The 23,823-nt window shown below is 67.0% G+C and carries 17 protein-coding genes; 4 read left to right on the top strand and 13 right to left on the bottom strand.

Annotated features, from left to right (window positions below; genetic code table 11):
- Positions 1–226: 226 nt before the first annotated feature.
- Positions 227–406: a site-specific integrase gene (locus DOM33_RS15005; protein ID WP_204352712.1), complete on the top strand. Its 180-nt coding sequence runs from the start codon at positions 227–229 to the stop codon at positions 404–406.
- Between the two features lie 485 nt (positions 407–891).
- Here the strand turns inward: DOM33_RS15005 and DOM33_RS15000 are convergent, their stop codons facing one another.
- The 5 genes from DOM33_RS15000 to DOM33_RS14980 all read right to left on the bottom strand — a co-directional run bounded on the left by DOM33_RS15000 (position 892) and on the right by DOM33_RS14980 (position 8,242).
- Complete coding sequence (locus tag DOM33_RS15000) at positions 892–2,367, bottom strand: aminoacyl-histidine dipeptidase (protein ID WP_110670449.1); 1,476 nt, start codon at positions 2,365–2,367, stop codon at positions 892–894.
- 182 nt (positions 2,368–2,549) lie between these two features.
- Positions 2,550–4,925 (bottom strand): tRNA(Met) cytidine acetyltransferase TmcA, encoded by a 2,376-nt coding sequence (locus DOM33_RS14995; RefSeq protein ID WP_239495383.1) that lies wholly within the window; start codon positions 4,923–4,925, stop codon positions 2,550–2,552.
- A gap of 9 nt (positions 4,926–4,934) precedes the next feature.
- Positions 4,935–5,348 carry a hypothetical protein gene (locus DOM33_RS14990; RefSeq protein ID WP_110670447.1) on the bottom strand — a complete coding sequence of 138 codons (414 nt, stop codon included), beginning with the start codon at positions 5,346–5,348 and terminating at the stop codon, positions 4,935–4,937.
- Between the two features lie 186 nt (positions 5,349–5,534).
- A complete protein-coding gene (locus DOM33_RS14985) occupies positions 5,535–7,085 on the bottom strand; it encodes a DHA2 family efflux MFS transporter permease subunit (RefSeq protein WP_110670445.1) in 1,551 nt (516 codons plus the stop codon).
- Positions 7,082–8,242 carry an HlyD family secretion protein gene (locus DOM33_RS14980; protein ID WP_110670608.1) on the bottom strand — a complete coding sequence of 387 codons (1,161 nt, stop codon included), beginning with the start codon at positions 8,240–8,242 and terminating at the stop codon, positions 7,082–7,084. The genes DOM33_RS14985 and DOM33_RS14980 overlap by 4 nt, the downstream gene beginning before the upstream one ends.
- A gap of 101 nt (positions 8,243–8,343) precedes the next feature.
- On the opposite strand from DOM33_RS14980, the gene DOM33_RS14975 reads away from it, so the two are divergent.
- Positions 8,344–9,000, top strand: coding sequence for a TetR/AcrR family transcriptional regulator (locus tag DOM33_RS14975; RefSeq protein WP_110670443.1), 657 nt, complete (start codon positions 8,344–8,346; stop codon positions 8,998–9,000).
- Positions 9,001–9,092: 92 nt separating this feature from the next.
- On the opposite strand, the gene DOM33_RS14970 is transcribed toward DOM33_RS14975, so the two are convergent.
- From DOM33_RS14970 to DOM33_RS14960, 3 genes are read right to left on the bottom strand one after another with little or no spacing between them, the layout of a single operon-like run.
- Positions 9,093–11,312 carry a xanthine dehydrogenase family protein molybdopterin-binding subunit gene (locus tag DOM33_RS14970; protein WP_110670441.1) on the bottom strand — a complete coding sequence of 740 codons (2,220 nt, stop codon included), beginning with the start codon at positions 11,310–11,312 and terminating at the stop codon, positions 9,093–9,095.
- Positions 11,309–12,319 (bottom strand): FAD binding domain-containing protein, encoded by a 1,011-nt coding sequence (locus tag DOM33_RS14965; RefSeq protein ID WP_110670439.1) that lies wholly within the window; start codon positions 12,317–12,319, stop codon positions 11,309–11,311. The genes DOM33_RS14970 and DOM33_RS14965 overlap by 4 nt, the downstream gene beginning before the upstream one ends.
- A complete protein-coding gene (locus tag DOM33_RS14960; protein ID WP_110670437.1) occupies positions 12,316–12,861 on the bottom strand; it encodes a (2Fe-2S)-binding protein in 546 nt (181 codons plus the stop codon). The genes DOM33_RS14965 and DOM33_RS14960 overlap by 4 nt, the downstream gene beginning before the upstream one ends.
- A gap of 510 nt (positions 12,862–13,371) precedes the next feature.
- Between DOM33_RS14960 and DOM33_RS14955 the strand changes: the two genes are divergently transcribed.
- Positions 13,372–13,881 carry a DUF302 domain-containing protein gene (locus DOM33_RS14955; protein WP_204352711.1) on the top strand — a complete coding sequence of 170 codons (510 nt, stop codon included), beginning with the start codon at positions 13,372–13,374 and terminating at the stop codon, positions 13,879–13,881.
- Positions 13,882–13,989: 108 nt separating this feature from the next.
- Positions 13,990–14,700, top strand: coding sequence for a ribonuclease activity regulator RraA (locus DOM33_RS14950; protein ID WP_110670435.1), 711 nt, complete (start codon positions 13,990–13,992; stop codon positions 14,698–14,700).
- 194 nt (positions 14,701–14,894) lie between these two features.
- Here DOM33_RS14950 and DOM33_RS14945 read toward each other — a convergent pair whose 3' ends face one another.
- From DOM33_RS14945 to polA, 5 genes are all read right to left on the bottom strand, one after another.
- Positions 14,895–17,150, bottom strand: coding sequence for a xanthine dehydrogenase family protein molybdopterin-binding subunit (locus tag DOM33_RS14945; protein WP_110670433.1), 2,256 nt, complete (start codon positions 17,148–17,150; stop codon positions 14,895–14,897).
- A 22-nt stretch (positions 17,151–17,172) separates the two neighbouring features.
- Positions 17,173–18,201: an FAD binding domain-containing protein gene (locus tag DOM33_RS14940; protein ID WP_110670431.1), complete on the bottom strand. Its 1,029-nt coding sequence runs from the start codon at positions 18,199–18,201 to the stop codon at positions 17,173–17,175.
- A complete protein-coding gene (locus DOM33_RS14935) occupies positions 18,198–18,908 on the bottom strand; it encodes a (2Fe-2S)-binding protein (RefSeq protein WP_110670429.1) in 711 nt (236 codons plus the stop codon). The genes DOM33_RS14940 and DOM33_RS14935 overlap by 4 nt, the downstream gene beginning before the upstream one ends.
- Positions 18,909–19,316: 408 nt before the next feature.
- Entirely contained in the window at positions 19,317–20,732 is a 1,416-nt protein-coding gene (gndA, locus tag DOM33_RS14930; protein WP_110670427.1) for an NADP-dependent phosphogluconate dehydrogenase, read from the bottom strand.
- 238 nt (positions 20,733–20,970) lie between these two features.
- Positions 20,971–23,751, bottom strand: coding sequence for a DNA polymerase I (polA, locus tag DOM33_RS14925; protein WP_110670604.1), 2,781 nt, complete (start codon positions 23,749–23,751; stop codon positions 20,971–20,973).
- Positions 23,752–23,823: the final 72 nt, after the last annotated feature.

Raw genomic sequence — 23,823 nt, 5'->3', positions numbered from 1 at the left:
GGCTCGTTTTATCACTTAAACGAGCGCACGTGTTTATGAATTTTTATCCAACCCATCAATCTGATGCTAACCGATTGATTTCTCGTATAGTTAATAACAGCTCGGCAGGTTATGCAGAATTCGCATCCTTGCACGTTCCGCTGAACCTGATATTACTGTATAGGAATACAGCTAGATTAGGTTGCTCATGAATGCTCACAGTCGACCGCCAAAGCTAATGAATCGTGTGAAAGCCATCATGCGCGTGAAACGCTACAGCTCACGCACGGTCAAGACTGACTGCTACTGGATACGCTATTTCATTCGCTTCCATGATGTGCGGCATCTGGCCAGCATGGGTGGTCCCGAGGTAAAAGCTTTTCTTGAGCATCTTGCGATACAACGCCAAGTGGCGGCGGCACGCTGAATCATCCCCTAAATCACATCGTTTTTTATCGTCATGTTCTTAAGCATCTTTAAGAGCAGTTCGCGGCGTTCGCGAATGCCAAACAACTATATCAATTACAGGTCGCGATAAATCACGCTACCGCCCCTACCCGGGCATGGGGCGATGATCGGTCACCGGCCATGCGATAGCCGTGGGGTAACGCTTGATCATCAGTCTTTTTGAATGGACGTTATGGCACCGTAATCAGCGGTTGCACGAAGCGCAATACTTATGGGAGCTGAAGGTGAGTGCTAAGTGATTTTCATCGACGCAGGGAGTCTGGATGTCGCTTATAGAAAAGAACTAGAGGAATTAATGTTTAGAAGAAAGTCCGGACTACGTCGTGGCAGGAAGGAATAGAGAGTAAGGAGTATCAAGCGTGGCGAGTGGTTCTCTCAAATCGCGTTCGGTCGGGAACACACGATGTCGGGAAAACCACTCGCCCTCTGCTTTTCAGGTTCGCATCAAGCCGCTTTGCCGGAGGCGATGTCGGCGACGAGCGCCTTGAGCACTTTCCAGAACTCTTCGACGGAGGCGATCTCGGTGCGCTCGGTGGGCGAGTGCGCGCCGCGGATCACGGGGCCGAAGGAGATCATCTCCAGGTGCGGATACTTGCCGCCGATGATGCCGCACTCGAGTCCGGCATGGATCACCTTGACCGCGGGGTCGGCGCCGAGCTGCTCCTGATGGAGGCGACGAAAGCGGGTCAGCAGCGCGCTGCCAGCGATGGGCGTCCAGCCGGGGTAGGCGTTCTCGACCCGCGTCTTGGCGCCGATCAGCCCGAACAGGGCGGTGAAGCGGTCGGCCAGATTGGCGGCGGCGCTGTCGCGCAGCGAGCGCACCAGCGCGCAGAGGTGAAAGCGGCCGTTCTCGAGCGAGACGACGCCCAGGTTGTTGGAGGTTTCGACCACGCCGGGCACTTCGGCGCTCATCCGCTCGACGCCGTAGGGCGCAGCGTGGAGGGCGGCGACCAGCAGGTCGGTGGCGGTATCGGTCAGCGCTTCGGCATCGCTGCAGGAGAGCGTGGCCGGCGAGAGCGTCAGCGTCACGTCGTCGTCGACCCCGGCAAGCTCGGCGCGGTAGGTCGTCTGCAGCGCGTCCAGTGTCTCCTCGAGCGCCGGCAGATGGCTCTCGTTGATGACGATGGTGGCAAAGGCTTCCCGCGGCAGGGCGTTGCGCAGCGTGCCGCCCTGGTAGTCGACCAGGCGGATGTCGAACTCGTCGAGCTTGCGCAGCGCGCGAACCAGCAGCTGGTTGGCGTTACCCAGCTCCTTGTGGATGTCGGCGCCGGAGTGACCGCCCACCAGACCGGTAAGGGAGATCCGGCGCATCACTTCGTCGTCGTCGCAGCCGCGCATCGGCAGGTCGGCGTCGATCACCACGTCCGCCCCGCCGGCGCAGCCGATGTAGACCTCGCCGCGATCCTCTGAATCCAGATTGAGTAGATAGCGCCCGTCGAGCCAGCCCTCGTCCAGCGACAGCGCGCCCTGCAGCGAGGTCTCCTCCTCCAGCGTGAACAGCGCCTCGACGGGGCCGGTGGCGATGTCATCGGCTTCCAGAATCGCCAGCGCGGCGGCAACGCCAAGGCCGTTGTCGGCGCCGAGCGTGGTGCCGCGGGCGTGGAGCCAGCCGTCCTCGACGAAGGTGTCGAGCGGGTCGGTCAGAAAGTCGTGGGGGTGGTCGCTGTTGGCCTGGGTGACCATGTCCAGGTGGCCCTGGAGGATGATCCCCGGCACGGCTTCATGGCCCGGGGTGGCCGCGCGCCGAATCCGTAGATTGCCGTAGGTGTCGCGGTCGTGGGCGAGCCCTTGGTCGTCGGCCCAGCGCTCGAGGATGTCGACCAGCTTGGCCTCGCGGCCAGAGGCGCGCGGCGTGTTGCACAGGGTGCGGAAATGGCGCCAGACGGGTTCGGGAGAGAGCGTGAGCAGATGGTCGTTCATGTCGATTCCAGGCGCGGCGCGCATCGAACGCGGCGCGTTCCACGATGATGAATGGGTCGACCGGGGGCGAACCAGACGCTCGCCCCCGGCTAAAAAGTGCCCTCACCTTACCCGCCTCCCCCAGGCTTGACCATATTTGCGGGTGCGTCATAGCGACCGCCGCTCGCCATGCGACGGCACGGTCAGTGGCCTGTCGCGCCCCGCTGCCACGCGAGCAGACCGTGGGCGAGCGAGCGCGCCGCCGCCTGACGATCGCGGCGCCCCGCAGCGCCGTCGCCGGGGCCCAGCGCCATGTCTCGGTGCTGAAAGAGCGCCGCCACTGCCGCCGCCGCCGGTACCCGCTCGAACGGCTCGTCGGTGCTCCCCGCCGCTGGGGTTGGGGCGCCCAGGCCGTCCGGCAGCGCGGTGATCGGCTGCTGCCGCCACCAGCAGAGCCACGCCTGACGCAGCCAGGGACGGATCAGCGCGAGTTCGCCGCCACCCGCCGCGAATGCCTCGAGCCGGGCGGTGAGCGCGGCCGGCCACGCCGGGCGCTGCCCTTCGTGAAGCCAGCCGGCGGCGACCTCGGGTTCGATATCGTTGAGCTCGCCGGCGAGCAGATCCGCCAGCAGCGTCTGAAAATCCGCCGCCCACGTCGCGATCTCCGCGACCGCCTGAGGGGCGAGCCCCCGGCCCATCATCAGCGCCGGTTCGCCGCTCGCGGCTTCGCGGGTCAGCCCCGCGCGCAGGCTGGTGAAGCCCCGGTCGCGCCAGAAGCGCATCAGCCCGGGTTCGGCCCCGAAACTGACGCCGAGATGGTCGATGCCCTGCCCTACCGCGGCGTCCGCCACCGCCTCGATCAGCGTCTGGCCGATACCGCGACGGCGGCAGCCGGGGTGCACCGCGATCCGCATGATGCGCCACCACCGGCGCGTTGCCGCCTCGGCGTGGCCGGCGTGCATCGCCAGCGACTGCGCCAGCAGATGCCCCCGCGGGCGCCGCTCGCCCCGCTGGATCGCCCCGGCCAGCGCCGCATCGAAACCGCCCTCGGCCTGCACCACGCAGAGGCCGGCGAGCCGCCCTTCGCAGCGCGCCGCCAGCAGGCGCACGCCGGGGCCGTCGAGCAGCTGGCGCAGATCGGCGGGCGTGGTGCGGTAGTGCGCCTGCACCAGCAGTCCGAACGCCTCCCGCAGCGCGGCCTCGTCATGAGCCAGCGCAGTGCGGTCGAGCCAGTCGAGAGTGAGCCAGTTGAGCGTGAGCCCGTCGAGCTCGCGCGATTCAGCGCCCGCGAAAGGACTCTCGTCGATCTCGGCATCCAGACACAGCAGCTCACGGGTGAGCCGCTCCAGCGGGTCATCCGCCGCCCAGCGGATCGGCGTGGTCAGCCGCAGCCGCCTCCAGTCCGGCGTGAGCCGGTCGAGGGTATCGCGCAGGCGTACCTCGAAGCCGCGCCCGGTCCCTTCGTAGCCGTGGACGGTGGTGGCGAAGGCGATGCGCGGAAAGCGCACCAGCCAATCCGCGAGGCGCGCGGCGGGAATCGAGGCCGCCTCGTCGACGAACAGCGTCGGCGGCGAGCGCCGGTCGATATCGGGATCATCGAGGGCGCTTGCGACGCGCTCCGGTGCCAGCCACTCGATGCGACACTCTCTTTCGTGACTCTCCGTCCCCTTCAGCGTCAGCGTGAAGCCGCCGGGCACGCGCTGCCCCGTCGGCAGCAGCGCACCCAACCGCTCGAAGAGTGGCGCCACCGCGGCCTCGCTGGAGGCGGCGATCCACAGTCGGCGCTCTCCCGCCATCAGCCGCCGGGCGGCGGCGATACCCAGCGCGGCACTCTTGCCCCGACCGCGGTCGGCGATCAGCACCAGCGGCCGGCGCCGACGCAGCCGCGTCAGCCGCCCTACCGCCGCTGCCTGATCGGCGCTCAGACAGTCGGCGTCATCGACATCGTCGATGTCGGCGTGAGACGGGGCGTCCTCACGATCGCTACCGGCTGACGCCCATTCGGCGCCTGGCGGGGCAGGCAACGACGGCCGCGCCGCGTCGGCAGGCCAGGTCACGAGCGCTTCGAAAGCGCCGAGCCGCCGGGCCAGCCGTGCCAGATAGCGCGCCTCGATCTCGCCGGCCTCCAACGGCCAGTGCGCCAGCCGGCGGTAGTCGGCGTCACCCAACCAGTCACCGGCGCTGGGGGCCGCCCAGGCGGCGGGCGTCAGCAGCACCAGACAGCCGCCGGCAACGAGCGTGCCGCTGATCGCGCCGAAGGCATCCGGGTCGAAGCCGCTCTGCCCGGTGGCGTCGAAGACGACCAGATCGTGCTCCTGACCCAGTCGACTGCGGGCGCGCCCCGGGGCGAGACAGGTGATCGACTGCGTCGGCGCCTGCGAGACCGCGCCGATCCAGAGCGGCGACGCCCAGTCGCTCGCCGCCATCAGCGCCTGCGCCCGCGGCAGGGGGTCGTCGGCGGCAATCCAGACGATGCCGCGCCGACGTCGGGCGGCCAGTTCGGTCCGCCAGGCGGGAAGCCAGTCGGCGAGCCTGTCGCCGAGCCTCTCTCCGGGATTATGCGCGTTCGAGGGCGTCACTGGCTCATGTCAGCCGATCAGGCCGTCGAGCTCGGGCGAGAGCCGCGGGCAAAAACGGGCGAGCCCCCACGCCAGCCCCACGCCGAGGAGGGTGAGCGCGATGGGCAGCCAGCTGAAAGCGACGCCGGAAACGAGATAGGCGTAGAGGAAGAACAGCACCATCACCCCGCCGCCGAGGTAGCGGCCGATTTTCACCCCGGCGAGAAAGATGCTGGCGAGCACGCCCGCACAGGGGATCAGCACGTTGGCGAGGTTGATCGCGAATTCCCGCCCTGCCGGCGCCGCGTTGGGCAGCAAGGCGCCCGCGACCAGCTCCCACAGCAGCAGATAGATCACCACCGGCGCGGCGAACGCCCCGATAAGCCGCATCATGGTGCGTACGGGTTCGTCGCTGCCGGGTTTGGGCGAGCCGGGGGTGTTCATGAGCGGTTCCTGTAGCGGTTGGGCAGTGGCGTCACTGATACAGCGTCAACGGTACCGAGGGATCAGTGACGTCGATGGCTCAGCGTGAATGACGCTATTGAACCATCGACGCCCGGCCGGGTGCACGGGCTCGCCGCGGCGACATGGCACGGGCCGAAGACGCGGCCCGAGAGCGTCTTGGCGCGGCTAGTGATCGATCTTTCTGAGCAGCAATACCAGCGGCACGCTGAGCAGATAGATCACGCCCAGCCACAGGAAGATATCGTTGTAGGCAAGCACCTGCGCCTGCACGCCGACGCGCTGACCGAGCAGGGCGACGGCGCTGTGGTAGGGGTCGGCGACGTGGCCGATGAGCATCGCCTGATACTGCGCGATCTCCTGCTGGACGACGGCTCGGCCGGTGTCGATCGCGCCGATGAGCTGATTCCAGTGGTAGTCGGCGCGCCAGTCGCGCACGGTGTCGAGCATCGCCAGCCCGACTGCCCCGCCGAGGTTGCGCATCACGCTGAAAAGCCCGGCGGCGTTGCCGAGCTCCTGCGGCGGCAGCGTACCCATGGCAATGCGCGAGGCGGGGATGATGCACATGATCATGCCCATGCCGCGCACGATCTGCGGCCAGAAGAACTGCCAGAAGCCGGACTCGCTGGTGAGATTCGAGTTCATCGCGGTCCCGATACCCACCAGCGCCAGCCCGATGAAGAGCAGCACCCGCAGATCCACCGAGTTGGTCAGCCGCCCGACGATGGGCGCGGTGAAGAACATCGCCACGCCAGTGACGAACATCACCTCGCCGATCTGCAGGCTCGAGTAGCCGCGCACCCCGCCGAGAAACAGCGGCATCAGGTAGACCAGTCCGTACATCGCGATCCCCACGACGAAGACCAGCCCCGTCCCCACCGAGAAGTTGAGATTGCGAAACGCGCGCAGATCGACGATCGGGTGGGCGTAGGTGAACACCCGCCAGAAGAAACCGACGCAGGAGAGCGCGCAGAGCAGGGTCATGCCGATGATCAGGTCGCTGGCGAACCAGTCGTCCCCCGGCCCCTCCTCGAGCACGAACTCGAGGCTACCCAGAAACAGCGCGATGAGGATCAGGCCGCGGAAATCGAGAAACTTGCCGACCTTGGCATCGCCCTTGTCGATATCCAGAAAGCGCCACGCCATCAGCGTGACGACGATGCCGGGGATGACGTTGACCAGAAACAGCCAGTGCCAGCTGAAGATCTCGGTGAGATAGCCGCCGACGGTGGGGCCGATGGACGGCGCCAGCGTCACCACCATGCCGATCACGCCCTGCACGGTGCCCATCGCCCGGCGCGGGAATAGCGAGAAGCTGATCGCCTGGGTGATCGGGATCATCGCCCCGCCCATGAAGCCCTGGATGGCGCGCAGCACGATCAGCTGATCGATGGTCGTGGCCAGCGCGCAGCCGAGGCTCGCGATGGTGAAGCCGGCACACGAGATGACGAACGCCACCCGCGTGGAGAGCCAGCGCATCAGCACGCCGGAGAGCGGGATCATGATGATCTCCGCGACCAGATAGGAGGTCTGGATCCAGGAAATCTCGTCCTGCGAGGCGGAGACCCCGGCCTGGATCTCGTTGAGCGAGCTGGCGACGATCTGGATGTCCAGAATCGCCATGAACATCCCGAACACCGCCGCGATGAAGCCGAAGCGGTAGTGCCACGACGGCATCTCCTGCGGGCCGGCGCCGGTGGGTGGCGCCACTTCGCTCATGAATCGCGCTCGTCGGCGTCGGCGGGCGCGGTGGCGGCATTGTTGTCACGCGGTCGACGCGGCGCGTCGTCCACGGGGGCATCGTCGAGCGCGGGGGCCGGGTCGAAGTAGATCGCCTGGCCGTCGACCTCGCGGGTATCCACCGACGGCACCACCGAGAGCCCGGCCTGCAGCCGCCAGAGTTCGTCTTCCGGGCCGGTAACGCGGATCTTCACCGGCACGCGCTGGACGATCTTGTTGAAGTTGCCGGTGGCGTTGTCCTGCGGCAGCAGGCTGAACTGGGTGCCGGTGGCCGGGGCGACGCTGTCGACGCGGCCCTCGAATTCGATATCCGGGTAGGCGTCCACCTCGAGCGCGACCGGCTGGCCCACCCGCATGCGCTCGATCTGCGTCTCCTTGTAGTTGGCGACGACGTAGGCGCTATCCACCGGGACGAGCTGCATCAGCGTCAGCGAGGGCTGGGCGAGATCGCCCGGCTCGACGGTGAGATTGCCGATCACGCCGCTGCGTCGAGCGACGATACGCGTCTTGTCGAGCTGGCTCTCGGCGTAGTCGATGTCCGACTCGGCGGCCTGGCGGTTCGCCTTGGCGCTGTCGATCGACGCCTGGTCGGCGGAGAGCCGCCGCTTGGCGGACTCGACGCTGGCCTGACGCGCCGCGAGGGTGGCCTGAGCGACGCGCAGCGAGGCCTGGTCGTCATCGAGCTGCTGGCGCGAGGCGTAGCTGTTGGCCGCCAGCGACTGCGAGCGCTGCAGATGCTGGCGCGCCTGGGCGACGTCGGACTCCGCCGCGCTCACCTGTGCCGTGGCCTCGTCGATGCTCGCCCGGTCGAGTTCGACCTGACGCTCGCTCTGGGTCACGTTGGCCGCGCTGACGGCGAGCTGCGCCTGCGCCTGGGCGAGACGGCTGCGCGTGTCACGGTCATCGAGCCGGATCAGCACGTCACCCGCTTGCACCCGCTGGTTGTCGTCGACGGCCACCCCCAGCACTCGCGCCGAGAGCTCCGAGCGGATGGCCACGCTGTCGGTCTGGACGTAGGCGTTGTCCGTCTCGACGAAGAAACGCCCGGTCTGCCACCAGCGCCATGCGAACACCAGCGCGACGATCAGCAGTACGACCACCGCCAGCGAGGTATAGAGTTTTTTCTTGATCTTCATGCAGGAAACCATGACCGATTCTAGGTGTAGTGTATGCTACGCTTTCTTTTCCAAAACGCTACCGTTTACCGCGCCCCGCGGGCCTTCCTTGCAGGAGTGTCATGTCCTCCCTCCCCCCTCGGCACCCGACCGCTCGGCATTCGCCGACGACCCAGCGCGGACTCAAGCGTCGCGAGGCGCTGCTCGATGCGGCGCAGCGACTGTTTCTGGAGCGCGGTTTCAGCCAGGTGAGCGTCAACGACATCGTCGCCGAAGCGGGCGGCTCGCTCTCCACGCTCTATCGCCATTTCGGCAACAAGGAAGGACTCTTCCAGGCGATGGTCGAGCGCCGCTCGCACCACGTCTACGCCACCCTCACCGGCGACGATATCGACGAGCTGCCCGTCGAAGCGGCGCTCATCCGCTTCGGCACCAGCCTGCTCCACAAGGCGATGGACGACGAGGCGCTGGGTATCTACCGCGAAGTGGTCGCCGAGAGCCCGCGCCAGCCGGAGCTTGCCCGGCGCTTCTTCGACGCCGGCCCGGGACGGATGCGCCGGGTGGTGACGGACTACCTCGACCGCCGCATCGCCGACGGCCGCCTGCCCCACGGCGATACCGCCGAACTCGCCGGCATGTATCTGGGCATGGTGCTCGGCGAGTGGCATCTCATTCAGCTGCTCCAGCTCGAAGCGCCGCCGAGTGCCAGGGCGATCGACGACCGCGTCGAGCGCTGCGCGGCGCTCTTTCTTTCCGGTTTGCTCGCGCGTCAGCCCTGACGACAGCGAAGCGTCTCCCACGAAAAAACCGCCGCACCTAACAGGGTGCGGCGGCTTCTCATTGCCGATCAAAAGCGATCCGGCGACGGCGATCAGTCGGCGGCGAGCAGATCCTCGATGGTGATCGGCAGATCCCGGTAGCGCTTGCCGGTGGCGTGGTAGATCGCGTTGGCGATCGCCGGCGCGACGCCGGTCAGACCGATCTCGCCCACGCCACGACCGCCGAACTCGTTGTGCTTGAAGTCCGGGTAGTCGAGCAGCTCGACGTCGATCTCCGGCGCATCGGCGTGCGTCGGGACGATGTAGTCGGCCACGTTGGCGTTGATCAGCCGCGCATCCCGCGGATCGTAGTCGAGCTTCTCGAGCAGGCCCATGCCGACGCCCATGACGATGCCGCCCTCGACCTGGTTGCGCGCCGTCGGCGGGTTGATCGCCCGACCGATGTCGATCGAGGAGACGACCCGCGCCACGCGAACCCGCGAGATTTCCGGATCGATGCGGATCTCGACGAAGTGCGCGCCGAAGGAGCGGAAGGCGTACTCGTTCTGCTCGTTGCCGGGGGCGGCGCTGCCTTGGCCGTTGACGCTCGAGAGCTTGCTGGTCTCCAGCACCTCTTCGAAGCTCACGCGGCGGTTGCCGTCGGTGAGACAGCCCGCTTCCGCGGAGAGCGAGTCGGCGTCGCTGCCTTCGAACGCCCCGCCGCTGCCGATCGCCACTTCCTTGATCGCATCCAGCGCGTCACGCACCGCCGCGGCGACCGCGGGGAGCACGGTGGCCGTCGCCATGGAGCCGCCGGAGAGCGGGCCCGCCGGCAGGCTGGTCTCGCCCAGCTTGACCTCGATGCGCGACAAATCGGCGCCGGTCAGCTCGGCGACGGCTTGCGCGACGATGGTGTAGGTGCCGGTGCCGATGTCCTGCGTGCCGCAGGCGGCGAAGAGCGAGCCGTCGGCGCGCAGCTCGACCCGCGCCTCGCACGGCTGGCGTCCGGCGGACCAGGTGCAGGAGGCCATGCCGTAACCGATGATCTCGTCGCCGTCGCGCATCGAGCCGACGGCCGGATTGCGGTTCTCCCAGCCGAAGCGCTTGGCCGCACTGGTGAGACACTCGTCCAGATGCTTGCTCGACCACGGCAGCCCGCTCGCCGGGTCAAGCTCTGCGTTGTTCTTTAGCCGCAGTTCGACCGGGTCCATGTCGAGCTCGACCGCCAGCTCGTCCATCGCCGTTTCCAGCGCGAAGATACCCGAGACTTCGCCCGGCGCGCGCATCGGGCAGGGCGTGCCGTGGTTCACCTCGAGCACGCGCTGGCTGGTGGAGACGTTGTCGCAGGCGTAGAAGCTCGGCGTGGCGCTGCCGCAGCCGTCGACGTACTGGTGCACCAGCGAGGTTTCGGTGGTGCTGTCGTGAATCACCGAGGTGAGCTTGCCGCTGCGATCGGCACCCAGCCGGATGCGCTGACGCGAGGCAGGGCGATTGCCGCCGCTGCTCATGTCCTGCTGACGCGGCAGCACCACTTTCACCGGGCGGCCGGTCATGCGCGCGGCCACGGTGGTGGCGACGGCGTGCGGCCACATGAAAAGCTTGTTGCCGAAGCCGGAGCCGATGTAGTGCGAGATGACTTCCAGGTTCTCCTGGGCGAGCCCGAAGACCCGCGCCATGGCGTTGCGCTGGAAGAACACGCCCTGAGTCGACTCGTGGACGACGAGACGCTGACCGTCGTCGTGCCACTCGGCGAGGGTCGCGTGCATCTCCATCTGCAGATGGCTCTCGGCGGCGATCTGATAGGTCGAGTCGACCTTCACTTCGGCGCCGCCGAAGGCAGCTTCCGGATCGCCGCGCGACGTGCCGGAACTCTCCTGCAGCTCGCCCTCGGCGTCGGTCTGCAGTAGCCCCGCGGTCGCGCCGGACATCTTGGTGTAGCGGGCGATCACGCGCTGGGCGGCGGCGCGGGCCTGCTCGAAGGTCTCGGCGACGACCAGTGCCACGTACTGGCCGTGGTAGTAGATGCGCTCGTCCTCGAACGGCAGGCGCACCTCGTTGACCATGTCGCCATGGGCCATGGAGTTCGGCGAGCGGTGCAGCGTCTCGAAGTGTCCGTGATGGAAGATGTCCACCACGCCCGGCATCGCGCGGGCTTCGTCCAGCTCGAGGGACTCGAGCTTGCCGTTGGCGATGGTCGCCGACACCGGGTAGCCGTAGAGCATGTTGTCGGCGTGCAGCTCGCCGGTATAGCCGGCGTGGCCCGTGAGCTTGAACTCACCGTCGATGCGCGGCGTGCGCTGACCGACGACATTCGGTTGGGTCATGTCGTTCATGCCTGGCTCTCCTGTGTCTCGCTCTGCGACGTCTTGTCCTGCGCGGCGTTGCGCAGTGCACGCACGATCGCCTGACGCGCCAGGGGAATCTTGTAGGCGTTGTGCTCGCGGGGCACGGCGTCTTTCAGCGCGATCTCGGCGGCACGCTCGAAGCTCGCCTTCTCGGCGGGCTGACCGACGAGTGCCGCTTCGGCCTCGGTGCAGCGCCACGGCTTGGTGGCGACGCCGCCGAGAGCGAGGCGCGCTTCGCGAATCGTCTCGCCGTCGAGGGTGATCTCGGCGGCGCAGGAGGCGAGCGCGAACTCGTAGGAGGCGCGGTCGCGCAGCTTAAGATAGTGCGAGCCGGCACCTTTCAGCGGCGCATCCAGGGTGATCGCGGTGATCAGCTCACCCTCTTGCAGATCGTGTTCGATGTGCGGGGTATCGCCCGGGAGACGATGGAAGTCGGCGAAGTCGACCTCACGCTCGCCGCCGGGGCCCTGCAGGGTCAGCGTCGCGCCGATGGCAGCGATGCCGACGCACATGTCCGACGGGTGTACGGCGATGCAGGCGTCGCTGCCACCGAGCACGGCGTTCATGCGGTTGATGCCATTCATCGCATCGCAGCCCGTGCCCGGCTCGCGGCGGTTGCACTTGGCCGCCGGGTCGCGATAGTACGGGCAGCGCGTACGCTGCATCACGTTGCCGGCGGTGGTCGCCATGTTGCGCAGCTGGGTCGAAGCGCCCGCCAGCAGGGCTTCGGAGAGCACCGGGTAGTGCGCCTTCACCTCCGGGTGATGGGCAAGGTCGGTATTGGTGACCAGCGCGCCGATCTTGAGCCGTCCGTCGTCGAGACGCTCGACCCGCTTCAACGGCAGCGCATTGATGTCGACCACGTTTGCCGGCTTGAGGACGTCGAGCTTGATCAGGTCGAGCAGCGTCGTACCGCCGGCGACGAAGGCGGTGGCGTCCGCGGACGTTGCCGCACGCTCGACGCTGTCGGCACGGGAAAAGGCGAAGGTTCTCATGCGGTGCCCTCCTTCTGCGTCGCGTCGTAACTCAGCTGCTGGCGGGACTTCTGGATCGCTTCGACGATGTTCTTGTACGCCCCGCAGCGGCAGATGTTGCCGCTCATGGCTTCTTTCACCGAGGCGTCGTCGGTGCCCACGCGCTCGTCATTGAGTAGCGCGGTGGCGGACATCATCTGTCCCGGCGTGCAGTAGCCGCACTGATAGGCGTCGCACTCGAGGAAGTTCTGCTGGATCGGGTGGAGTTCGCCGTCGCGGGCGAGCCCTTCCACCGTAGTGACGTGCTGGCCTTCGCACATGACGGCGAGACGCAGACACGAATTCATCGACTGGCCGTCGACGTGCACGGTGCAGGCGCCGCACTGACCGTGGTCGCAGCCCTTCTTGGTGCCGCCGAGGCCGATCTGCTCGCGCAATACATCGAGCAGCACCGCATTGGGGGCGACCTCGAGCGTGCGCGGCTCGCCGTTGAGCGTGAAATTGAGCGTCTGGGTGCCGGGGGCAGCCTGCGCGCGTGTTCGGGAATGCACGGAATCATCCATCTTGCCGGCTCCTCATGGAGTTCTGAATTCCGGCGCACTCGTGGCTTTGACAGCCGGCACGTAGCGTGCCTCCTTGAGATGCCGGAATTCGGATCGATCGGACGACGTCCGCCACGCATCGATTGCGCTCGAGGCGGGCGGCTCGGTCGTTGTCCATCGCCTGCTAAGGGCGACGGATCGGGGTGTCACGGGTGACATGCGTTCTTTTCTACGGGCCGGCGCCGGGCTTTCGCCTCTCGTTCGCGGCCTCTGTCAGCGCAAGCGTTCCGGCGGTGTCAGGCCGCCAGCTTCGCTGCCCCCGAAGCATAGTCAGGATGTCGCGTGCGTGCTCATCGATTTGGGAAAATTTTCGCCTCGCGTCACCCAGGTTTTGCGCTCGGCGGCGACCGCGGTCATGCTCTTCCCGCCTGACCTTTCACGCCATGTGCACGCGCCCCGGCTCGCGGCATCCGCCCGCCCGGCGCGAGCGTAGAGACCCGCTAGACCCTATCGCTTCACGAGGAGACCCCAATGCCATTGACCCCGAAACGCTGGCTCGCCCTGGCGCTTTGCCTGACCGCCATCGGCATGACCGCCAGCGCCGGCGCACAGTCCACCGCCCGGGCCGAACGGACGCAGGATGGGCCGGCCATCGCGGGGCTGATCCGCACCCCGGTCGACGGTGAAGTCCACACGGTCGCCGGGCGTTTCGTCACCGCGGCGCGCCAGAGCGGGATGACCGTGTTCGCGCGGGTCGATCACCGCCAGGCGGCAATCTCTCGCGATCTGGCACTGCTGCCCAACGAAGTGATCCTCTTCGGCAGTGCCCGGGGCGGTACGCCGCTGATCCAGTGCGCGGCCACCGCCGGTATCGACATGCCGATGAAGGCGCTGGTCTGGCAGGACGACGAGGGCCAGACCTGGCTCGGCTACAACGACCCGGCGTGGATCGCCGAGCGCCACGGTGTCGCCGACTGCGACGGCGTGAAGGCGCTTCAAGACAGCCTCGAGGCCCTGGTCGCCACCACCACCCAGGAGTGAGCGGTGGCGCTGGCGGGGTCTCGCGCCGCCAGCGCTGACCAAGGTCGTATCGACGCCGGCCGGGGCTCACGTAGGCTCGGGTTCCCCCGATACTGCCGGAGCCTGCCCATGCAAGAGTCAACGCGCCGCCAGCTAGAAGGCGTTTCGGTCGCCACCCTCGCCACTGCGCTGTTCAAGCGTGGGCTTCGCCACCAGACGCTGGAGAACGTACGCCCCGTCGCCGGGAAGGGGCGCGTCATGGTCGGCCCGGCCTACACCCTTCGCACCATCCCCGCGCGGGAAGACTTGAACGGTATCGAGGTCTTCCGCGACCCGGCGCACCCGCAGCGCCAGGCGATCGAGCAGTGCCCGGCGGGGCACGTCCTGATGATCGACAGCCGCTGCGACCCCCGCGCCGCCTCGGCGGGATCGATCCTGATCACGCGCCTGATGGTTCGCGGCGGCGCCGGCATCGTCACCGACGGCGGCTTTCGCGACAGCCCCGAGATCGGCGCCCTCGAGATCGCCGCCTATCACCAGCGGCCCTCGGCGCCGACCAACCTCACGCACCATCAGGCCATCGATACCGAAGTCCCGATCGGCTGCGGCGGCGTTGCTGTCTTTCCGGGAGACATCGTGGTCGGCGACGACGAGGCGGTGATCGTGATACCCCAGGCCATCGTCGAGGCGATCGCCCTCGAGGCGGTGGAGATGACCGCCTTCGAGGATTTCGTCACCGAGGCGGTGCAGAACGGACGCACGATCATCGGGCTCTATCCGCCGACGGACGAGCAGTCGCTTGCGGACTTCGCCGCCTGGCGCGAGCGGCACGGGCGCTGACGAGGCGACGCCTGAGGGGGCGGCAATCCAGACCACGATAGCCAAAAACGACACCGCCGGCGCTGAGGCCGGCGGTGTCGTCACGTCGTTGGCGCTGTGGCGAGCGCGGCTTTCTACGGCTAAGCGCTCCGCGGCTTTCTACGGTTACGCGCTCCGCGGCTTTCTACGGTTACGCGCTCCGCGGCTTTCTACGGTTACGCGCTCCGGGCCTGGGGCACGTCCTCCATCAGCTTGTCGAGGGTGATCGGCAGTTCGCGGATGCGTTTGCCGGTGGCGTGATGTACCGCGTTGGCGACGGCGGCAGCGAGTCCGGTGATGCCGATCTCGCCGATCCCGCGCGCACCGTACTCGTTGAACTTGGTGTCGGGATAGTCGAGCAGGATCACGTCGATCTCCGGCTGGTCGGCGTGCACCGGCACCAGATACTCGGCGTAGTTGTTGTTGACCGGACGGGCGTTGCGTTCGTCATACTCGGTCGCCTCGAACAGCCCCATGCCGATGCCCATCACCACCGCACCCTCGACCTGGTTGCGGGCGGTGGTCTCGTTGATCACGCGGCCGACGTCGATGGCGCTGAACACGCGCGCCACGCGCAGGCGCGAGATACCCGGATCCCAGCGTACCTCGACGAAGTGCGCGCCGAAGGAGCGGTAGGAGTACTCGGAGTCGGCGGCATCGGTATGCGCCTCGCCGTCCGCGCTGCCGTAGCGCGCCGCCTTGAGAATGTCGGCAAAGCTCGTCTGCGTGCCGTCGGCGCTGCGCAGACCGCCATCGGCGACTTCCAGCGCGTCGGCTTCGCTGTCGGCGAAAGCGCCATTGTCGCCGGTGGCGTAGCGCTTCATCTCGTCGAGGGCGGCGCGGGCGGCCTTGGCGATCGCCGGCAGCGTGGTCGCGGTGGCCCAGGAGCCGCCGGAGACCGGCCCGTCCGGGTAGGAGGAGTCCCCCAGCTTGACGGTGACGCGATCGATCGGAATACCGGTCACGTCACTCACCGTCTGCGCCACGATGGTGTAGGTGCCGGTGCCGATGTCCTGCGTCGCGCAGGAGGCGAACGCGGTGCCGTCGGCGCGAATCGACACCCGCGCATCGCAGGCCATCTTCATCGCTTCCCAGTTGCATGCCGCCATGCCGTAGCCGACGATCTCACGACCGTCCTTCATGCTGCCGACCTCGGGGTTGCGGTTCGCCCAGCCGAACTTTTCCGCCGCGCGATTCGTCGCCTCGACGATATGGTTGCTGGAGAACTCCAGATCCTGGCTTTCGTCGCGCTCGGCGTAGTTGTCGAGCCGGAACTGGAGCGGATCGACGCCGGCAGCATCGGCCATCTCGTCGACGGCAGACTCCAGCGCGAACAGCCCCGGGGCCGCTCCCGGTGCGCGCATCGACGTCGGCGTGCCGCGGTTCACCCGAGTGGTTTCGTGGCTCACCGTCAGATTGGGGCAGCTGTAGAGGCTCTTGGTCACGCTGCCGCAGGTCTCGACGTACTGGTCGGTGAAGGAGGTGGTATTGATCGACTCGTGGCGCAGCGACACCAGCTTGCCGCTGGCGTCCGTTGCCAGACGCAGGCGCTGACGCGTCTCCGGACGATGACCGGTGGTGGTGAACATCTGCGGCCGCGGCACCACCAGCTGTACCGGGCGGCCGAGCTCGCGGGAGACCGCCGCGGTGGCGATGGCGTGCGGCCAGGTCCAGAGCTTGCTGCCGAAGCCGGAGCCGATGTAGGGCGCGTGCACCGTGATCCGCTCCGGCGGCATGGCGAAGATCTTGGAGAGCGCGTTGCGCGCCACCACCACGCCCTGGGAGGCGTCGAAGATCGTCAGATGGTCGTCGTCCCACCAGGCGGTGGAGGCGTGCATCTCCATCGGGTTGTGCGTCTCCACCGGCGTGCGATAGGTCACGTCGATCGTGTGCGCCGCGCCGTCAAAGTTGGCGGCGGCGTCGCCGCGGGCGTGGTTGCCGCTGCCTTTCTTCGTGCCGTGGGCCTGGACGCCCTGCTCGAGGTTGGCGATCGCGCTCTCCGCGCTGTAGTCGACCTTCACCCGTCGCGCCGCGGCGCGGGCGTTGTCGAAGGTGTCCGCGACCACCAGGGCGACGAACTGACCTTCGTAGTAGACCCGCTCGTCCTCGAACGGCAGCCGGGTCTCCTCGACCTTGTTGCCCTGCGCGAAGCTCGACGGCGAGCGGTAGAGCGTCGGAAAGTGGCCGTGATGGAAGACGTCCACCACCCCCGGCATCTGGCGCGCTTCCTCGACGCTCAGGCGTGAGACCGTGCCGCTGGCCACGGTGCTGAAGACGCCGTAGGCGTAGCTCAGATTGGGCGGCAGGTTGTCGGCGGCGTAGTTGGCCCGACCCGACAGCTTGTCCGGACCGTCGATCCGCGGCACGCCGGCACCGATGATGCCGCCGCGCTTGGCGCCGTCCGTGCCGTCACTCCGATTGTCATTACTCATAGGGTTGCTCCTCGCGGGCGGTTCAGGCGGCGGTCGGGTCGACCGATTGGGTCAGATCGACGAGATTACGCACGATCGCCTGCTGGCCGAGGGGGATCTTGTAGGCGTTGTGAGCGTAGGCAGTGGCGTTGTCGAACGCGCGCTTGGCGACGTCGGCAAAGAGCGCTTCGCTCGCCTGCTTGCCTTCGAGCGCGGCCTCGACCTCCGGGGCGCGCCACGGCTTGGTACCCACGCCGCCCAGCGCCACACGCGCCTTGCGAATGGTGTTGCCGTCGAGGGTCACGATCACGGCGCTGGAGGCGAGCGCGAACTGGTACGACTGACGGTCGCGCAGCTTGAGATAGCTCGAGCGGGCGTTCTGCATCGGCGCGTCGAGCACCACGTGGGTGATCAGCTCGCCGGGCTTCAGCGCGTGCTCCTGTTCCGGCGTGTCGCCGGGCAGCAGGTGGAACTCGGCGAAGTCGATCTCGCGTTTGCCGTCGGGGCCTTCGACCTCGACGGTGGCGCCGATCGCTGCCATCGCCACGCACATGTCGGAGGGGTGAGTGGCGATGCAGCTCTCGCTGGTGCCGAGTACCGCATGGACGCTGCGATTGACCCCGCCGATCGCCGCGCAGCCGCTGCCGGGTTCGCGCTTGTTGCAGTCGGAGACGCCGTCGCGAAAGTAGGGGCAGCGCACTCGCTGCATGACGTTGCCGCCGGTGGTCGCCTTGTTGCGAAGCTGGGTCGAGGCCCCGGCCAGTAGCGCCTGGGAGAGCACCGCGTAGTCTGCGGTCACACGCTCGTCGCGGGCGAGCGCGGTATTGGTCACCATCGCGCCAATGCGCAGGCGGCCGTCGTCGAGGCGCTCGATCTCATCGAGGGCGACGCCGTTGATGTCGACGATCTTGTCCGGCTGCATGACGTCGAGCTTGACCAGATCCAGCAGCGTCGTGCCGCCGGCCAGATAGGCGGCGCCGCCCGTCTGATAGCCGGCCGCCTCGTCATCGCTGCCGTGTGCCTGAATGGCGGCCCGGGTACCGTCGGCGCGGGCGTAGTCGAAATGTCTCATGCCTTGCCTCCCTTCACGTCGCCGCGAGCGGACTGAATCGCCGCGACGATGTTCTTGTAGGCGCCGCAGCGGCAGATGTTGCCGCTCATCGCCTCGCGGACGTCGGCGTCGCTCTCGCCGATCGCATCGTTCTGCAGGATCGCCACCGCGCTCATCATCTGCCCTGCCGTGCAGTAGCCGCACTGGTAGGCGTCGTGCTCGAGGAACGCCTGCTGGATCGGATGCTGCTGGCCGTTCTGTTCGAGCCCTTCGACGGTCGTGATCTCGTCACCGTCGTGGGTGATCGCCAGGCTCAGACAGGAGTTGATCGCCGTGCCGTTGACGAGGATCGTGCAGGCGCCGCACTGGCCGTGGTCACAGCCTTTCTTGGTGCCGGTGAGCGCGAGCCCGTGACGCAGCGCATCGAGCAGGATCACGTTGGGCGTGACATCGAGCTGATGACGCTTGCCGTTGACGGTGAGCGTGATACGCCGCTGGCCCTCGGCGGGCGGCGTGTCGGTCTGGGTCTCGGGGCGATCCGGGGAGCCGGCGTAGCTCACCCCGGAGAGCGCAGGCGCCGCCGCGACGGCGAGCCCGGAGACACCGGCCGCCTGCAGAAAGCGCCGCCGCCCCGGAGAGCGCGGGCGCGAGTCGGGAGAAGTGGAAGCATCCGGGTGCGCGGGATCGAAGGTCCCTACGCCCGGCGTCGAGCGTTCGTTGTCATCCATGTCATCGTCCTCATCGGGGCGTCGTTGGAATCGTTCTTGTCATCGGTTCACCGCGCATTCGGCGGCGGACGCAGGCACGGCGGGGCACCGTGAGAGACGTCGTGGCAATGTGTCAGGCACTGCCACGACGGTGATCATCACTCAGTAAAGCTAGAGAAGGTGTGACAAGACTGCAAAAACGCACGGCGATGCCTGGAGCATCTCGCCGCAACTGTGGAGGAATGGGCATGCCGGGCGCTAACGTCTGACGCAGCGAAATCCGATGTGCGAGGTCGACTCGTCGAGCGGCTGAGCATGGCGGGCGGCTGAGCGTGACGAGCGGCGGGGTATGCATCTGTCTCGTCCAGACGACACCGCCCGCCCCGGCGGTACCGGGGCGGGCGGTTTTTCACGCGGGGCGGGCGTGGCTCAGTCTTCGAGCCACTCGGTGTGGAAGGTGCCCTCTTCATCGACGCGCTTGTAGGTGTGGGCGCCGAAGAAGTCGCGCTGGGCCTGGATCAGGTTGGCGGAGAGTTTCTCGCTGCGGTAGCTGTCGTAGTAGGCGATGGCCGAGGAGAAGGTCGGCACCGGAATGCCGTTCTGGACCGCATGGGCAATGACGTCGCGCAGCGCCTGCTGGTAGTTGCCGGCGATCTCGCTGAAGTGCGGCGCCATCAGCAGGTTCTTGAGCTCGGGATTCTCCTGATAGGCGTCGGTGATCTCCTGCAGGAAACGCGCGCGGATGATGCAGCCGGCGCGGAAGAGCTTGGCGACTTCGCCGTAGTCGAGGCCCCAGCCGTAGTGATCGGAAGCGGCGCGCATCTGGGCGAAGCCCTGGGCGTAGGAGGCAATCTTGCTGAAGAAGAGCGCCTTGCGCACTTTCTCGATGAATTCGCTGCGGTCTCCCTCGAGCGGCGTCTCCGCCGGGCCCTCGAGCACCTTGGCGGCTTCGACGCGCTCGTCCTTCAATGACGAAATGAAACGTGCAAAGACCGACTCGGTGATCAGCGGCAGCGGCACGCCGAGATCCAGCGCGCTCTTGCTGGTCCACTTGCCGGTGCCCTTCTGGCCGGCGGAGTCGAGAATGATGTCGACCACGTCGGCGTCGGTGCGATCGTCCTTCTTGGTGAAGATCCTGGCGGTGATGTCGATCAGGTAGCTGTCGAGCTCTCCCTCGTTCCACTCGCCGAAGACCTCCGCCAGCTCGGCATTCGTGAGGCCGAGCGAGCCCTTGAGAATCGAGTAGGCCTCGCTGATCAGCTGCATGTCGCCGTATTCGATGCCGTTGTGGACCATCTTGACGTAGTGGCCGGCACCGTCGGGGCCGACGTAGGCGACACAGGGCTCGCCGTCGTCGGCACGGGCGGCGATCTTCTCGAGGATCGGCGCGACCATGTCATACGCCTCCTTCTGGCCGCCGGGCATGATCGACGGCCCCTTCAGCGCGCCCTCTTCACCGCCGGAAACGCCGGTCCCGATGAAGTTGAAACCCTCTTCGGAGAGCTCCTTGTTACGGCGGATGGTGTCCTCGAACGGGGTGTTGCCACCGTCGATGAGGATGTCGCCCTTGTCCAGGTGCGGCTTGAGCGAAGCGATGGTCTTGTCGGTGGCGTCGCCCGCCTGAACCATCAGCAGAATGCGCCGCGGCGTTTCCAGCGAGGCGACGAACGCCTCCACGCTGTAGAACGGGACGAGCTTGCTCTCCGGGTTCTCTGCCATCACCTCGTCGGTCTTCTCCGGCGAGCGGTTGAAGATCGACACGGTGTAGTCGCGGCTTTCGATGTTGAGCGCGAGGTTGCGCCCCATGACGGCCATGCCGACGACGCCGATTTGCTGCTGAGCCATTGCTGGTGCTCCTTGCCGATAAAGCCGCCGGCGGCGATGACGAGCCGCACGGCGGGCTAAGAGATGACGAAAGTGAGATGACGGTCATCGGTTAACGTCAGTGTAAGTCAGTGGCGACGATTGTCCGATTCGCTGGCGCTATCGAGGCGATCGGTGAGCCAATCGCCGCTGGGGGCTCGATTCCCTCGGTTCGCCTCAGCCCCCAGCGCGCTTTATTCGATCAGTGCGCTTTGTTCGATCAGTGCGCTTCGTCCCAGTTGCTGCCGCTTTCGGCCTCGACGATGAGCGGCACGTTGAGCGCGGCGGCGTTCTCCATGCGCTGACGGATCGCGGGGATGAACGCCTCGACCTGGCTCTCCTTCACTTCGAAGACCAGTTCGTCGTGGACCTGCATCACCATCCAGGCGTCGAACTCCGCCTCGCCGTCGGCGGGATTCAGCCAGTGGTGCACGTCGATCATCGCCAGCTTGATGATGTCGGCGGCGGTGCCCTGCATCGGCGCGTTGATCGCGGTGCGTTCGGCGGCCTGGCGGCGGGCGTGATTCTGCGCGGCGATCTCCGGCAGGTAGAGACGCCGCCCGAAGACGGTCTCGACGAAGCCATCCTCCCCGGCTTGGGCACGGGTGTCGTCCATGAACTTGGCGACCCCCGGATAGCGGTCGAAGTAGCGGTCGATGTAGGTTTGCGCCTGATTGCGCTCGATGTGCAGCTGCTTGCCCAGCCCCCAGGCGCTCATGCCGTAGATCAGGCCGAAGTTGATCGCCTTGGCGCTGCGGCGCTGATCGGTGGTGACCTTGTCGAGCGCCACGCCGAACACCTCCGCGGCGGTAGCGGCGTGGATGTCGAGGTCGTTGGCGAAGGCGTCGAGCAGGCCCTGGTCGTTGGAGAGATGCGCCATGATGCGCAGCTCGATCTGCGAGTAGTCGGCGGCGACGATGCGATACCCCTCGCGGGCGACGAACGCCTGGCGGATCTTGCGCCCCTCTTCGGTACGGATGGGGATGTTCTGCAGGTTGGGGTCGGACGAGGAGAGCCGCCCGGTCGCCGTTACCGCCTGATGGTAGCTCGTATGCAGCCGCCCGGTCGCCTTGTTGACCAGCCGGGGCAGCTTGTCGGTGTAGGTCGACTTCAGCTTGGTCAGGCCGCGGTGGGTCATGATCAGCTTGGGCAGCGGGTAGTCCAGCGCCAGCTCCTCGAGCACCGCCTCGGCGGTGGAAGGCGCGCCCTTGGGAGTCTTCTTGATCACCGGGATCTTCTGCTCGTCGAACAGGATCTCGGCGAGCTGCTTGGGCGAACCCAGGTTGAACTCGCGCCCGGCGAGTTCGAAGGCTTCCCGCTCGAGCTCGTGGATGCGCCCCTCGAGTTCCTGGCTCTGGGCGTGCAGGCGGTTGGCGTCCAGCGCCACCCCGCCGCGCTCCATGTGCGAGAGTACCGGAATCAGCGGCCGCTCGAGGGTATCGAGCACTTGCGCCAGCCGCCCCGCTTCCTCGAGGCGCGGCCGCAGCTCGGTGTGCAGACGCAGCGTGATGTCGACGTCCTCGCAGGCGTACGGCACCGCCTCTTCCAGCGCGATCTGGTTGAAGGTGAGCTGCTTGGCGCCCTTGCCGGCGATCTCCTCGAAGCCGATGGTCTTCTCGCCGAGATACTTCAGCGCCAGCGAGTCCATGTCGTGCCGCGTGACGGTGGAGTTCAGCACGTAGGACTCGAGCATGGTGTCGGTCAGCGCGCCGGCGACCCGAATGTCGTAGCGCGCCAGCACCGAGATGTCGTACTTGAGATTCTGGCCGATTTTGCCGATGGCGGGGTCTTCGAGCAGCGGCTTGAGCGCGGCGAGCACGGCATCCCGATCGAGCTGGGCAGGGGCGTCGAGGTAGTCGTGGCCCACGGGGATGTAGGCCGCCTCGTGGGCCGCCAGCGAGAGGCCGATACCCACGACCTCCGCCTCCATGTAGTTGAGGCTGGTCGTCTCCAGGTCAAAGCAGAACGCCTCGCTCGCCGCCAGCCGCTCGCGCCAGGCGTCGAAATCGTCCTGAGTCAGCAGGGTGTGGTCGGTGCGCTCGGGCTTGACCAGCGCCGGGTCTTCGTTGACGTCGGTCTCGGTGAGCGCATCACCGGCTTTCACGTCGTCGACGCCTTCGTCCTTGCCCTCGAGCAGCTCGTTCAGCCAGTTCTTGAACTCGAGCCGCTGGTAGAGCGACTTGAGCGCCTCGCGATCCGGCGCCGCCAGATGCAGCTCATCGAGCCCCACCGGCAGTTCGCAGTCGGTCTTGATCGTCGCCAGCTGGTAGGAGAGGTACGCCTGCTCGCGGTTGGCTTCGAGCTTCTTGGGCATCGTCTTGGCGCCGCGAAAGCTAAGGGTCGTGACGCGATCGAGATCGGCGTAGATGGTGTCCAGCCCGCCGTTCATGCCCTGCAGCAGCCCCAGCGCGGTCTTTTCGCCCACGCCGGGTACGCCGGGAATGTTGTCGACCTTGTCGCCCATCAACGCCAGGTAGTCGATGATCAGTGCGGGCGGAATGCCGAACTTCTCCTCGACGCCTGCGACGTCGAGGGTCTCGCCCTTCATGGTATTGACCAGCGTGATGTGCTGGTTGACCAGCTGCGCCATGTCCTTGTCGCCGGTGGAGATCACCGCATCGCGGCCGGACTCGGTGGCCAGGCGCGCCAGGGTGCCGATGACGTCGTCGGCTTCCACGCCCTCGATGCACAGCAGCGGCAGCCCGAGCGCGCGGACGCAGTCGTGAAGCGGCTCGACCTGCGGGCGCAGATCGTCCGGCATCGGCGGGCGGTGGGCCTTGTATTCGGCGAAGATCTCGTCGCGAAAGGTCTTGCCCTTGGCATCGAAGACCACCGCCATGGGACTTTGCGGATACTGTTTGATCAGGCTCTTGAGCATCGAGAGCACGCCGCGTACCGCGCCGGTGGGCTCACCGTCGGCGGTGGAGAGCGGCGGCAGCGCGTGAAAGGCGCGATAGAGGTAGGACGATCCGTCGACGAGAACGATGGGGGCATCTGCCATGAGCGCGAATATCCGTGGCTGGCTTTTCGATGCGCTCATGATACGCAAGGCGTCGCTCGGCGTCAGGGCGAG

This window comes from Salinicola halophilus, assembly GCF_003206155.1.
GTDB classification, from domain to species: domain Bacteria; phylum Pseudomonadota; class Gammaproteobacteria; order Pseudomonadales; family Halomonadaceae; genus Salinicola; species Salinicola halophilus.
The sequence above is the reverse complement of the archived record's forward strand: the minus strand, read 5'-3'. Positions and strand labels throughout refer to the sequence as shown.